This is a genomic window from Cellulosimicrobium sp. BMG9.23 (genome assembly GCF_059159985.1).
In genome coordinates, this window is sequence record NZ_JBZGBZ010000001.1 from 344414 (window position 1) to 357442 (window position 13029).

Consider the following 13029-nt stretch of genomic DNA (forward strand, 5'->3'; position numbering starts at 1 on the left):
AGGGTCAGTCCTGGAGCGCCGGGACGACCTCGCGCTCGAAGAGCTCGATGCCGCTGCGGTCGTACGCCGCCTCCGCGAAGTAGGTGACCGCGTAGGAGAGGCCCAGCCCGCGCAGCTCGGTGAGCTTCTCGACGATCTGCTCCGGCGTCCCGACGAGCGGTCCGCGGCGCGCCTTCTCGGCCTCCTCCGGCGCGCGCTCGGGCAGCGTCAGCGCGTAGTGCTCCTCGATCCACGCGATGCGGTCGTCGACCTCGGCCTCCGTCGCACCGATGACCACGTTGTAGTCCGCGGTGCGCGTGATCTCCTCGAACGGCCGCCCGATCGCCTCGCAGTGGCCGCGCAGCACCTCGGACTTGTGCGCGAAGCCCTCGGGCGACCCGTCGAAGTTCGTGTACTGCGCGTGCTCCGCCGCGATGCGCAGCGTCTTCTTCTCGCCGCCGCCGGCGATCCACAGCGGCGGCCCGTCGACCTGGAGCGGCAGCGGCGCGAGGCGCGCGCCGTCGACCTGGTAGTGCGCGCCGTCGAGCGTCGCGACGCCGTTCGTCCACAGCTGCTTGAAGATCTGGACGCCCTCGTCGAGGGCGGCGATCCGCTCGCCCGCGCGCGGGAACCCGTAGCCGTAGGCGCGCCACTCGTGCTCGTACCAGCCGGCACCGATGCCCATCTCGACGCGCCCGCCCGAGATCACGTCGATCGTCGCCGCGACCTTCGCGAGGTAGGCCGGGTTGCGGTACGCCATGCACGTGCACATCTGGCCGAGACGGATGCGCTCCGTCGACGCGGCGAACGCGGCCATGAGGGTCCACGCCTCGTGCGTCGCCTCGTCGGTCGGCTCGGGGACGGTGTGGAAGTGGTCGTACACCCAGATCGACTCCCACGCGTGCGCCGCACCGGGCAGCCCGTCGCCGGCGAGCGCGGTGTCGGCGTGCCGTGCGAGGGACCGCATGGTCTCCCACTGGTCCGCGGGGTCGATGCCGACCAGGTCGAGCCGCCAGCCCTGGGGGATGAAGAGTCCGAAGCGCATGAGCGCCACCCTAGAGGCAGCCGCGCGCGCTCGCGCCCGGCCTCCGCTCCTGTCCCACGGGGCGGACGCGGCGCGACATGGGCAGGATGAGCGGCATGATCGAAGCCTGGTCCGTCGCCGACGTCCGTGCCGCCGAGCAGCCGCTCCTGGACGCTGGCGTCCCGCTCATGGAGCGCGCGGCGTTCGCGCTCGCGACCGTCGTCGCGCGCGACGTCGCCCACGCGAGGTCCGTCGTCGGGCCCGACGGCGGCCGGCGCGACGGGCGCGTGACGGGCGCCCGGGTGGTGCTGCTCGTCGGATCGGGCAACAACGGTGGTGACACCCTCTTCGCGGGCGCGCACCTCGCGCGGCGTGGCGCGCGCGTGACCGCCGTGCTCACGAGCGAGCGCGTGCACGACGGGGGCCTGACGGCGTTGCGCCGTGCGGGCGGGACGGTGCTGGACCTCACGACGACGCACGAGACCCCCGACCGCTCAGCACCCACCCACCGCTCGGCCTCGTCCGGCTCGTCGACCCCGCCCGACGTGCTCGGAGCCGTCGTCGACGAGGTGCTGCGGGCAGACGCGGTGCTCGACGGGCTCGTGGGCATCGGCGCGACGGGCGCGCTGCGCGGGGTCGCGGAGGACCTCGTGCGCCGGCTCGTGGACACCCTCGCCGAGGCTCCCCGACGGCCGTGGATCGTGGCGGTGGACGCGCCGAGCGGCATCGGGGTCGACGACGGGACTGTGCCCGGCACCGTGCTGCGCGCGGACCGCACCGTGACGTTCGGTGCCGCGAAGCCAGGTCTCCTGCTCCCGCCCGCGACGCTCGCGGTCGGCCACGGCGCCGTCGTGGACCTCGGCCTCGCGCTCGGCGCACCGGCACCGGCAGCGTCCACCGTCCGGCGCCTTGAGCCCGCGGACGTCGCAGCGCTCTGGTCCGTCCCCGGGCCGACGGACCACAAGTACACGCGCGGGGTGCTCGGCGTCGTGGCGGGCACGCCGACGTACCCCGGCGCGGCGGTGCTCGTCTCGACCGCCGCGGTCCGCACCGGTCCCGGCATGGTTCGCTACGGCGGGCCCGACGACGTCGCGCGGGCCGTGCTCGCCGCGCGCCCCGAGGTGGTGCCCGGCGAGGGCCGCGTCCAGGCGTGGTCTCTCGGGTCCGGAGTCCCGCCGGCGCCGGGACCGGGAGACGACCCGGTGGACGATGGCGGCCAGCACGACCGCATCCGGCGCGCCCTCGTTGCCGCGACCGGCCAGGACGTCGAGTTGTCAGCACCCGACCGGCCGGGGGACCCGTCGTCCGCGGACGTCCGGCGGGGCGACGTGTTGTCAGCGGCCCACCGGCACGGGGACCCGTCGCCGGCTGACGACGGGCCGGGAGGTGCGTCGCAGCCGCGCGTGGCCGCCGTCGTCGATGCGGGGGCGCTGTCTCTGCTGCCCGAGCGGTGCCCGCCGTCGGTCGTGCTCACGCCGCACGCGGGCGAGCTCGCGACGCTCCTCTCCGCCCTCGGCGAGGACGTCTCCCGAGCCGATGTCGATGCCGAGCCGTGGCGGTGGGCACGCCGGGCCCACGAGCTCACCGGCGCGACGGTGCTGCTGAAGGGAGCGGTGACGATCGTCGTCGGGCCCCGCGGCGCGTGGTCGCAGGCCGACGCGCCGCCGTGGCTCGCGACCGCGGGAGCGGGCGACGTGCTCGCGGGGATCCTCGGCGTGCTGCTCGCGGCGCACGCCGAGCGGGTCGTCGCGGAGCCGGGGTTCGCCGCAGAGCTCGCCGCCGCAGCGGCACTGGTGCACGGGCTCGCGGCCGAGCGCGCGAACCCGGGCGGCCCTGTCGCCGCGCTCGACGTCGCGAACCAGGTGCCGCACGTCGTCGCGGAGCTGTTGGCCGCGCGCTGAGCTACTCACTGCCGCCGAACCCGGGTCTGCGCGGCACGGCAACGGGCCGAACCCTGGGTTGTGCGGCAGGATTCGCTGGCCGTGGCGCACAACCCGGGGTTCGGCGGGCGGCGTCGGGCGACCGCCCGCCGGTACCGTGGACGGGTGGTCCCCCTCCCCGTGCGCGACGGCCTCAACCCGACGCGCCTCGTCCTGCCGCACGACGCCGCGAGCGTCGCGCGCTGGACGCGCACGCTCGACTACGTGCGGCACCGCTTTCCCGACGACGCCGCGCGCCTGGCCGAGAAGGTCGCGGCGGGCGAGGTCGTGGACGGGGGTGGTCGGCCCGTCGACGACCGCACGCCGTACGCGCCGCGCGGTTTCGTGTTCCTCTACCGCGACCCGCCCGTCGAGCCCGACGTGCCGTTCGAGATCCGCGTCCTCCACCGCGACCGGGACCTGCTGGTCGTCGACAAGCCGCACTTCCTCGCGACGATCCCGCGCGGTGCCCACGTCGCGCGCTCGGTCCTCGTGCGCCTGCGTCGTGACCTCGACCTGCCCGAGCTCAGCCCGGCGCACCGCCTCGACCGCGTCACGGCCGGTGTCCTTCTCCTCACGATCCGCCCGCATGTGCGCGGCGCGTACCAGGAGCTCTTCGCGCGCCGCGAGGTCCGCAAGACGTACGAGGCGGTCGCCCCGTACGACCCGTCCCTCGCCCTCCCGGCCACGGTCCGCAGCCGCATCGTCAAGCAGCGCGGCGTGATGCGCGCCGAGGAGGTGCACGGGGAGCCGAATGCGGAGAGCCGTGTCGACGTCCTCGAGACCGACGAGACCCGAGGGCTCGCGCGCTACCGGCTCGAGCCGCACAGCGGCAAGACCCACCAGCTGCGCCTCCACATGAACGGCCTCGGTGTGCCGATCCTGCACGACAACTTCTACCCCCAGCAGTACGACGTCGCGCCCGACGACTACTCCCGGCCGCTGCAGCTCGTGTCGCGCTCGCTGGAGTTCGTCGACCCCCTCGACGACCGCCCGCGCCGGTTCGAGACCGACCGGGTGCTCGACGCCTGGTGAGCGACGGGTGAGAGAATCGTCGACCGTGAGCGACACCCAGCGCACGACTCCCGCCGGCCGGTCGTCCGCCACGACCGGCGGCCCTAACGCGCGCGCCTACCCGGCGCGCGCCGTCGTCGACCTCGCGGCGATCCGGGACAACGTCCGCGCCCTCGCGGGTCACGCGCCGGGGGCGCAGGTCATGGCCGTGGTCAAGGCCGACGCGTACGGCCACGGGCTCGTGCCGAGCGCCCTCGCGGCGCTCGCGGGCGGCGCGACGTGGCTCGGCACCGCCCAACCGAGCGAGGCGCTCGCGCTGCGTGCGGCGGGCGTCGGTCCCGACCGCGCGCGGCTGCTCACGTGGCTCTACCCGCCCGGCGCGCCGCTGCGCGAGCTGCTCGACGCCGACGTGGACGTGTCCGTCGCGGCGCCGTGGGCGCTCGACGAGGTCGTCGCCGCGGCGCGCGCGTCGGGCCGTACGGCGCGCGTGCACGTGAAGGTCGACACGGGCCTCGGGCGCAACGGCGTCATGCCCGTCGACCTGCCGGCCGTCATCGACGCCGCGGCTCGCGCGTCCGCCGAGGGTCTCGTGCGGGTCGTCGGGGTCTGGTCCCACCTCGCGTTCGCGGACGAGCCGGGGCACCCGAGCGTCGTCGCGCAGGCCGAGGCCCTCGACGACGCCGTACGGCTGGCCGAGGCGTCGGGCGCGCAGCTCGAGGTGCGACACCTTGCGAACTCGGCCGCGACGCTCACCGCGCCGCGCACCCACTACGACCTCGTGCGTCCGGGGCTCGCCGTCTTCGGGATGTCGCCCGTGCCGCAGCTCGGGCCGCCACAGGACTTCGGGCTGCGGCCCGCGATGACGCTCGAGGCGCGGCTCGCCACCGTGAAGAACGTCGGCCCGGGCCAGGGCGTCTCGTACGCGCACGCCTGGACGACGGAGCGCGAGACCGTGCTCGGCGTCGTGCCGCTCGGCTACGGGGACGGGATCCCCCGGCACGCGTCTGGCGGTCCCACGGGTCCGACCGCGACGACCGGCACGACGGCGCCCGGCGGCCCCGTGCTCGTCGGCGCCGGCGCGACCGAGCGCGTGCTCCGCGTGCGCGGCCGCGTGTGCATGGACCAGGTGATGCTCGACCTGGGACCCGGAGCGACCGAGCAGGCGGGCGACGTCGTCACGCTGTTCGGCGCGGGCACCGGCCTCGAGCATGGCGGTGCGCCCACCGCGGAGGACTGGGCGCAGGCCGCGAGCACCATCAGCTACGAGATCACGACCCGGCTCGGCGCGCGCGTCCCGCGGGTGCCCGTGGGCCTGGACGTGCTCGACGACGCCGCGCAAGCCCTGCTGGCCCGAGCGACGACCGACCCGACCGCACCCGAGAGGACCCCGGCACCGTGACCGAGCCCACCGCCGACAGCACCGCCGACCCCACCGCCGACAGCACCGCCGACCCCACCGCCTCTGCCGAGGGGTCTTCCTTCCACCTCGTCCTGCCCGACGCGGAGACGACGCTCGCGTTCGGCGCCGCGCTCGCGGGCGTCCTGGGCGCGGGCGACCTCGTCGTCCTCACCGGCGACCTCGGTGCCGGGAAGACGACGCTCACGCAGGGCATCGGCGCGGGGCTCGGAGTGCGCGGACAGGTGGCGTCGCCCACGTTCATCGTCGCGCGCGAGCACCCGTCGCTCACGGACGGTCCGGCGCTCGTGCACGTGGACGCGTACCGCCTCGGCTCGCTCGACGAGGTCGACGCGCTCGACCTCGACTCGAGCCTCGACGAGTCGGTGACCGTCGTGGAGTGGGGCAGCGGGCTCGTCGAGTCCCTGGCGGGCGATCGGCTCGAGATCGTCCTGGAGCGTCCGCGCGGCGGGGTGGACACCGACGACGCACCCGAGGCCGGCGCGCGGCGCGTCGTCCTGCGGACCGTGGGCCCGCGCTGGTCCGGCCTCGACGTCGACGCGCTCGCCCGGGCCGCCGGGGTCCGCGCCGGGGCCGGCCCGGGGGAGTCGTCGGACGGCGGCGACGCCACGACGCCGCCCGCACAGCCGTAGGCTGGTTCCGTGGCTGTTCTCGCGCTCGACACCTCCGCGTCCGTGACCGTCGCCGTCGTCGGGGACGACGGCGCCCGCCTGGCCCGGCGCGAGGCGCCCGAGCGCCGTCGGCACGCGGAGGCCCTCGCCCCGCTCGTCGAGGAGGCGCTCGCGGAGGCCGGCGTCGAGCGGTCGGCGCTCACCGCGGTCGCGGTGGGTACCGGCCCGGCGCCGTTCACCGGGCTGCGCGTCGGTCTCGTCACCGCGCGCGCCATCGGCTTCGCGCTCGGCATCCCCGTGCTCGGCGTGCCGAGCCTCGACGCGCTCGCCGCGCAGGCCGTGAGCGACCTCGGGCTCACTCCCGACGACGAGGTCCTCGTCGCGACCGACGCCCGCCGGCGCGAGGTGTACTGGGCGCGCTACCGCGTCGTCGCGCACGAGGGCCCGCACGCGGTCCCGGTGCTGGAGACGGTCGCGGGACCGGACGTCGGACCGGCCGCGGGCGTGGCCGACGCCGCCGCAGGGGCCACGGTCGTCGGCGAGGGCGCGTCGCTCTACGCCGACGCGCTCGACCTCGCGGAGGACGCGCCGCTCGTGCCCGACGCCGCGGTGCTCGCCCGGCTCGCGATCGCCCGGCGCGACGCCGGCGTGGACCAGCCCACCGAGCCCCTGTACCTGCGTCGTCCGGACGTCCAGGAGCCAGCGGGCGCGAAGCGCGTGAGCGACGGCACGCCGGCGGCGACCCCATGAGCGCGCGCCGGTACGAGATCCGCCTGCGTCCGCTGCGGGCGGCGGACCTGGACCGCGTGGTCGAGCTCGAGCGCGAGCTCTTCGGCCGCAGCGCCTGGACGTACGGCATGCTCGCCGACGAGCTCGCGGGGCTGGGGCGCTGGTACGTCGCGGCCGAGCCCGTGCGCCTCTACGCGGCCGGACCGCAGCCGGTCGTCGGCTACGCGGGCCTGTGGTTCGACGGCGACGTCACGCAGATCATGACCATCGGCGTCGACCACGCGTTCCAGCACCAGGGCGTCGGCTCGACGCTCCTGGACGCCCTCGTCGCGCGCTCGCGCGAGCTGCGCGCGAACGCGGTCCTGCTCGAGGTGCGCGTCGACAACGACGTGGCGCTCGCGATGTACGCCAAGCACGGCTTCGAGCAGCTCGGCATCCGGAAGCGCTACTACCAGCCCGAGGGGATCGACGCGTACACGATGCGGCTCGAGCTCACCCCGCTGGGCGACGACGACCCCGACTACGGCACCGCCTCCGACGCGGGGAGCGTCCTCGCGTGACGTCCCGGGACCGGGTCCTCGTGGAGGCCCCGGCGCTCGCGGCCGCCCTCGGCTCGGCCGACCGCGATCCCGCCGACGCTCCCGTCGTCCTCGACGTCCGCTGGGCGCTCGGCGTCACCGACGGTCACGAGCGACACCTCGCGGGCCACGTGCCCGGAGCCGTTTACGCGGACCTCGAGACCGAGCTCGCGGCGGCGCCGTCGCCCGCTGCGGGACGGCACCCGCTGCCGGACCCGCAGGACCTGCAGGACGCCGCCCGTCGGTGGGGGGTGCGCGGCGACCGCGGGGTCGTCGTCTACGACACCGTCGGCGGCACCTCCGCGGCGCGCGCGTGGTGGCTCCTGCGCTGGGCGGGCCACGACGACGTGCGGATCCTCGACGGCGGTCTCGCGGCGTGGGAGCGCGCCGGCCTGCCGGTCGAGGAGGGCGAGGTGCGCGCGGAGCCGGGCGACGTCGTCGTCACCCCGGGTGCGTTGCCGGTCCTCGACGCCGACGGCGCGGCCCGGCTCGCGGCGTCGGGCCTGCTGCTCGATGCGCGCGCGGGCGAGCGCTACCGCGGCGAGGTCGAGCCCGTGGACCCGCGCGCGGGCCACGTCCCGGGTGCGCTCAGCGCTCCGACGACCGGGAACCTCCAGGCCGACGGGACGTTCCTCGCCGACGCGGCGCTGCGCGAACGGTTCGCGGCCCTCGGTGTCCCGGCGGCCCTCGGTGTCCCCGCTGGGCCGACCGCGGACGCCCCGGTCGGCGTCTACTGCGGGTCGGGCGTCAACGCCGCGCACGAGATCGCCGCGCTCGCGACGCTCGGGATCGACGCGGCGCTCTACGCCGGGTCGTGGTCGCAGTGGTCGAACGACCCGGCCCGGCCTGTCGAGACCGGGCCGGGCGCGTAGGTCAGACGATCGCGACGGCCTGCTCGGGGGCCAGGCGGGGCGCGCGCGGGTACGGGGTGCCCTCGCCGTCGGCGACGCCGACGTTGATGACGAGCATGGACTTCCAGCCGTTGTCCGCGAAGAACTCGGCGTCGATCGCGTCGCGGTCCATGCCGTTCATCGGCCCGGCGGCGAGGCCCGCCGCGCGGAGGCCGACCACGAGGTAGCCGGTCTGGATGAGGGCGCTCGTGCGCGCCATGTCGTCGCGCACCTCGGGCACGCCGTCGAGGTTGTCGCGCATGCCCGGGACGTGGGGGAACAGCGTGTCGAGGTGCACGTGGAACGCGGGGTCGTACGCGACGACGAGCGACAGCGGCGCGGTCGCGACGCGCTCCTTGTTGCCGTCGGCCATGTGGGCGACCAGGCGCTCGCGCGCCTCGGGGGAGCGGACCGCGAGCACGCGCAGGGGGACGGTGTTCATCGCGGTGGGGCCCCACTTGATGAGGTCGTAGACCGCGGCGAGCTGCTCGTCGGTCACCTCGGCGTCGGTGAACCGGGCCGTGGTGCGTGCCTCGCGGAAGAGGCGGTCCGCGGTGGCGTCGTCGATGTGCAGTGCTGCGGGGGCGAGAGTCTCAGTGGTCATGCCCGGGGCAACGGTCAAAGATTCAACCATCTTCCCGACAGGGCGTGTGACGTGTGCGACAGCCCAGCGCTCGCCCGCCGCCCGACTACCCTGGACCCCATGGTTTCCCCTGTGGTCGCGAGCGGCGGCGAGCCCCTCGTGCTCGGTATCGAGACGTCCTGCGACGAGACCGGCGTCGCCCTGGTCCGTGGCCGCGAGCTCCTCGTGGACACGGTCGCGAGCTCCATGGACGAGCACGCGCGGTTCGGCGGCATCATCCCGGAGGTCGCGTCGCGCGCCCACCTCGAGGCGATGATCCCCACGCTCGAGCGCACGCTCGGCACCGCGGACGTCGACCTGTCCGAGGTCGACGCGATCGCCGTCACCGCGGGTCCCGGGCTCGTCGGACCGCTGACGATCGGCGCGTCCGCGGCGAAGGCGCTCGCCCTCGCGCTCGGCAAGCCCTTGTACGGCGTGAACCACGTCATCGGCCACGCCGCCGTCGACGAGCTCGTCCACGGCGCGTTCCCCGAGCGCGTGATGGCCCTCGTGGTGTCCGGCGGGCACAGCTCGCTCCTGCTCGTCGACGACGTCGCGACGTCGGTCACCGAGCTCGGCTCGACGCTCGACGACGCCGCGGGCGAAGCCTTCGACAAGGTGGGCCGCCTCCTCGGCCTGCCCTACCCCGGTGGCCCGCACATCGACCGGCTCGCGCGCGAGGGCGACCCCACCGCGATCCGCTTCCCGCGCGGCCTGACGGCGCGCAAGGACCAGGAGAAGCACGCGTACGACTTCTCCTTCTCCGGTCTCAAGACCGCCGTCGCACGGTGGGTCGAGGCGCGGCAGGACGCCGGGGAGGAGATCCCCGTGCACGACGTCGCGGCCTCCTTCGCGGAGTCCGTCGCCGACGTCCTCACGGCCAAGACGATCGCCGCGTGCCGGCGCCACGGCGTCGACACCCTCGTGGTGGGCGGCGGCTTCTCCGCGAACTCGCAGCTCCGCGACATGGCCGCGAAGCGCTGCGCCGAGGCGGGCATCGAGCTGCGCATCCCACCGATCCGGTACTGCACGGACAACGGGGCGATGATCGCGGCGCTCGGGTCGGCCGTCGTGCGCGCGGGCGTCGCGCCCTCGAGCCTCGACATCGGCGTCGACTCGTCGATGCCGCTCACCGTGACGCACGTGTGAGCACCCCGGCAGAGCCCGGGCTCACCCCGGACGAGGCGCTGCGGCGCGCCCACGCGTGGTGGCGCGCTGCGGCGTCGTCCACCGGGACGTACCGCGCGGAGGCCGAGCGCGCGGCGCAGTACTGGGCGGAGCAGCACCGCGCGCTCGTGGCCCAGGTCCCTGCGCTACCGGTGCCCGCCCAGGGACCGTCCGCACCGCCGCACGTCCCGCTCTACGGCACGCCGGCCGCGCCGCTGCCGTACGGAAACCCCGCCCCGCCCTACGGCACCCCTGCGCCCTCGGGTGCACACGGGGCCGGGTACGGTCAGGCGGCACCCTTCCTCCCGGCTCGTCGCCGCCGGCGCGCGCGGGGCCCGTTCTCCGTCCTCGTGGTGGTGCTGCTGGTCGTCGTCGGCTACTTCGTGAACGACAGCGGCACGCCGACTCCATGGGAGTCGCGTCCCGGCGGATCGGCAGGTCTTCCGACCGAGCAGGAGGGTTCCGTCCCGCCGCCCACCGTCTGGGAGGACCCGAGCCCCGACGCCGCGCCGTCGGCCTCGGGGACGGAGGCGCGCTGGCGGGCGGGAGACTACGCCGAGCAGCTCCCCGACCCCGTGCCGGGTGGCGCGTCGGCCGTGCCGGCGTTCCTGCCCGACCACCCCGACCCCACGGAGTGGGTGCTCGCCCTCAACCCGGCGAACGAGGGGATCGACGTGGTGTTCACCGACGACCCGACGTACAACTGCGGCATGGTGCACGTCGAGGAGCACGACGCCTACGCGAACGGCGTGGCGGGCTGCTTCCACCCCTCCTACCCGCGGACGCTCTTCGTGTGGTGGGCGGACGGGGCCGACCCCGCGACCAAGGAGTTCCTCCTCGCCCACGAGCTGTCGCACATGATCCAGTGGTGGCACGACTTCGACCTCGTGCAGTCGGCCGTCGACTCGGGGCTCGCCGAGGACGAGGAGTGGCAGCGTGCGGTCGAGACGGACGCGTCGTGCCGCGTGCTGTCGTGGGGTGGCTACTCGCGCGAGGCGGCGGACCGGTCGTCGTCGCCGTGCGACACGGACGAGTGGTCCGCGGAATGGCTCGACGAGCAGGCCGCCGCGCTGGGCGTGACGGTCACGGACTACTGAGAGGCGCGCAGCACGTACCGGACGCTCGTCTCGTGCGGTCCGGCGGGGCTCCCGTCGTCGCCCCGCACGTCCACCGCCGTCAGCCCCGCTGCCGCGGCCAGGTCCTCGAAGCCCGGCCGTGTGTACCAGTGGATCGTCCACACCCGGTGGTCGGTCGTGCTGACCCCGTCGAGCACCCGCTCGTAGCGCAGCGTGCTGCGACGTGTCCGGGCGACCTCGTCCCACTCCTCCTCGACGACCCCGACGCGCAGGGTCGCGCCGTCGTCGCGGGTCGTCTCGCGGAACCGGCCGATCTCTGCGGGCGGGGTCGGCTCCGGCACGAACAGCGGGACGAGCGCCGTGCCGTCGTCCGTGAGGTGGGCGCGGATCGCGCGGAGCGACGCGAGTGCGGTCTCGTCGTCGGGCAGGAGGGTGAAGGTCGGGCCGGCGAGGAAGATCGCGCGGAACCGCCGGCCGAGGTCGAGCTCCTCCATCCGCTGGTGATGGAGGACGACGTCGAGGCCACGCTGCCCGGCCAGCTCGTGGCAGCGCGCGAGCATGTCGGCCGACGAGTCGACGCCCTCGACGTCGAGGCCCAGCTCGCGCAGGTCGAGAAGGGGCTCGCCGTCGCCGCACCCGAGCTCGAGCGCCGGCTCTCCTGCGTCCTGGACGAAGCGCACATAGGCTTCCGGCGGCTCGTCCCGCCCTTTGAGGGGGGCGTAGAGCTCGGCGACGAGCCCGGTGTAGAAGTCGGCGGGGTCCATGCCGCGATCCTTGCGCTCGAGGTCGTCGCCAGGCCAGAGAATTGACCGCCTGCTGGATACGGACGGCTACATGCTGAGGCCAGGCTGCTGTGCGGCGCCTAGAGCGGACGGCCCGCGCGCATCTCAGCCACCAGGGAGCGCACGACGGCGTCGAGCTCGCCGCCGTTGCGCCGCGCGACGGCACGTTGGCGCTGGTACGACGCGCCGCGTCGCAGGATCGTGCGCACGCCGTCGAGCTCGTCGAGGCACCCCAGGCGCGCGGCCACGGGCTCGAGCTCGGTGAGGAGGCGCGTCACGGCGTCGGTGACGAGCTCCTCGTGCCCCGCGCGGTCGAGGATGACGATCGCGTCCATGCCGTAGCGCGCCGAGCGCCACTTGTTCTCCTGCGCGAACCACGGGGGCAGGGTCGGCAGCTCGCGGCCCTCGTCGAGCAGCGTCGAGAAGTGCTCGACGAGACAGTGGGTCAGCGCGGCGAGAGCGAGGAGCTCGGTGATGTTCGTCGTGCCGTCGCAGATGCGGGTCTCGAGCGTGCCGAACCGGGGCGCCGGGCGCAGGTCCCAGCGGATCTCGCTGAAGTCGTCGATCACGCCGGTGTGCAGCATGTCCGCGACGTAGCCCTCGAGGTCGGCCCAGGCCTCGAACTGGAACGGCAGGCCCGCGGTGGGCAGCTGCTGGAACATCAGCGCCCGGTTCGACGCGTACCCGGTGTCCTTGCCGCCCCAGAAGGGCGAGCTCGCCGAGAGCGACTGCAGGTGCGCGAAGCACGTGAGCATCGCGCGCTGGATCGGCAGCACCTTGTCCCGGTCCTCGACGCCGACGTGCACGTGCACGCCGTAGATGAGCATCTGCCGTCCCCACCACTGGGTGCGGTCGATGAGGGTGTTGTAGCGCTGCTTGTCGGTGACCTTCTGCTGCGCCCAGCGCGCGAACGGGTGCGTTCCCGCGCACATGAGCTCGACGCGCAGCGGGTCCGTGACGGCGCGGATCTCCTCGATCGAGCGTTCGAGGTCCCGGCCCGCCTCGCCGACCGTGCGGCGCACGCCGCTGACGACCTCGACCGTGTTCAGCAGGAGCTCCTGCTTGATGGACGGGTGCTCGCCGGCCCCGGCGGGCCGGACGGCGTCGAGCACGGTCTGCGCGACCTGCCGCAGGTCGCCGGAGTCCGTGTCGACGAGCGCGAGCTCCCACTCGAGCCCGACGGTCGAGCGCTCCGAGCCCGCGAAGGGGATCTCCACGGCG

13 protein-coding genes are annotated in these 13029 nt (G+C 75.0%); 9 read left to right on the forward strand and 4 right to left on the reverse strand.

Annotated elements, in window-relative coordinates:
• Positions 1 to 4: 4 nt before the first annotated feature.
• Positions 5 to 1024 (reverse strand): LLM class F420-dependent oxidoreductase, encoded by a 1020-nt coding sequence (locus AC4H2G_RS01440; protein ID WP_494363970.1) that lies wholly within the window; start codon positions 1022 to 1024, stop codon positions 5 to 7.
• A 95-nt stretch (positions 1025 to 1119) separates the two neighbouring features.
• On the opposite strand from AC4H2G_RS01440, the gene AC4H2G_RS01445 reads away from it, so the two are divergent.
• The 7 genes from AC4H2G_RS01445 (at position 1120) to AC4H2G_RS01475 (ending at position 8143) form a co-directional block, all read left to right on the forward strand.
• Positions 1120 to 2904, forward strand: a complete 1785-nt coding sequence (locus AC4H2G_RS01445) for an NAD(P)H-hydrate epimerase (protein WP_494363971.1) — start codon at positions 1120 to 1122, stop codon at positions 2902 to 2904.
• 144 nt (positions 2905 to 3048) lie between these two features.
• Positions 3049 to 3957 carry a pseudouridine synthase gene (locus AC4H2G_RS01450; RefSeq protein ID WP_494363972.1) on the forward strand — a complete coding sequence of 303 codons (909 nt, stop codon included), beginning with the start codon at positions 3049 to 3051 and terminating at the stop codon, positions 3955 to 3957.
• A 25-nt stretch (positions 3958 to 3982) separates the two neighbouring features.
• Positions 3983 to 5335, forward strand: a complete 1353-nt coding sequence (gene alr / locus AC4H2G_RS01455) for an alanine racemase (RefSeq protein WP_494363973.1) — start codon at positions 3983 to 3985, stop codon at positions 5333 to 5335.
• Positions 5336 to 5427: 92 nt separating this feature from the next.
• Positions 5428 to 5985 (forward strand): tRNA (adenosine(37)-N6)-threonylcarbamoyltransferase complex ATPase subunit type 1 TsaE, encoded by a 558-nt coding sequence (gene tsaE / locus AC4H2G_RS01460; protein WP_494364111.1) that lies wholly within the window; start codon positions 5428 to 5430, stop codon positions 5983 to 5985.
• Between the two features lie 9 nt (positions 5986 to 5994).
• Positions 5995 to 6714 carry a tRNA (adenosine(37)-N6)-threonylcarbamoyltransferase complex dimerization subunit type 1 TsaB gene (gene tsaB, locus AC4H2G_RS01465; RefSeq protein WP_494363974.1) on the forward strand — a complete coding sequence of 240 codons (720 nt, stop codon included), beginning with the start codon at positions 5995 to 5997 and terminating at the stop codon, positions 6712 to 6714.
• Positions 6711 to 7253, forward strand: a complete 543-nt coding sequence (gene rimI / locus AC4H2G_RS01470; protein ID WP_494363975.1) for a ribosomal protein S18-alanine N-acetyltransferase — start codon at positions 6711 to 6713, stop codon at positions 7251 to 7253. The genes tsaB and rimI overlap by 4 nt, the downstream gene beginning before the upstream one ends.
• Positions 7250 to 8143 carry a sulfurtransferase gene (locus AC4H2G_RS01475; protein ID WP_494363976.1) on the forward strand — a complete coding sequence of 298 codons (894 nt, stop codon included), beginning with the start codon at positions 7250 to 7252 and terminating at the stop codon, positions 8141 to 8143. The genes rimI and AC4H2G_RS01475 overlap by 4 nt, the downstream gene beginning before the upstream one ends.
• A gap of 1 nt (position 8144) precedes the next feature.
• Here the strand turns inward: AC4H2G_RS01475 and AC4H2G_RS01480 are convergent, their stop codons facing one another.
• Positions 8145 to 8765: a malonic semialdehyde reductase gene (locus AC4H2G_RS01480; RefSeq protein ID WP_494363977.1), complete on the reverse strand. Its 621-nt coding sequence runs from the start codon at positions 8763 to 8765 to the stop codon at positions 8145 to 8147.
• Positions 8766 to 8864: 99 nt separating this feature from the next.
• Between AC4H2G_RS01480 and tsaD the strand changes: the two genes are divergently transcribed.
• Complete coding sequence (gene tsaD / locus AC4H2G_RS01485) at positions 8865 to 9932, forward strand: tRNA (adenosine(37)-N6)-threonylcarbamoyltransferase complex transferase subunit TsaD (protein ID WP_494363978.1); 1068 nt, start codon at positions 8865 to 8867, stop codon at positions 9930 to 9932.
• On the forward strand, positions 9929 to 11047 hold the full coding sequence (locus AC4H2G_RS01490) for a hypothetical protein (RefSeq protein WP_494363979.1): 1119 nt from the start codon (positions 9929 to 9931) through the stop codon (positions 11045 to 11047). Before tsaD ends, AC4H2G_RS01490 begins: the two co-directional genes overlap by 4 nt.
• Here AC4H2G_RS01490 and AC4H2G_RS01495 read toward each other — a convergent pair.
• The gene (locus tag AC4H2G_RS01495) at positions 11041 to 11790 is read right to left on the reverse strand and encodes a class I SAM-dependent methyltransferase (protein ID WP_494363980.1); all 750 of its coding nucleotides are present in this window, start codon (positions 11788 to 11790) and stop codon (positions 11041 to 11043) included. The two genes, AC4H2G_RS01490 and AC4H2G_RS01495, sit on opposite strands and share 7 nt — an antisense overlap.
• Before the next feature lie 98 nt (positions 11791 to 11888).
• On the reverse strand, positions 11889 to 13025 hold the full coding sequence (locus AC4H2G_RS01500) for a glutamate--cysteine ligase (RefSeq protein ID WP_494363981.1): 1137 nt from the start codon (positions 13023 to 13025) through the stop codon (positions 11889 to 11891).
• Positions 13026 to 13029 lie beyond the last annotated feature (4 nt).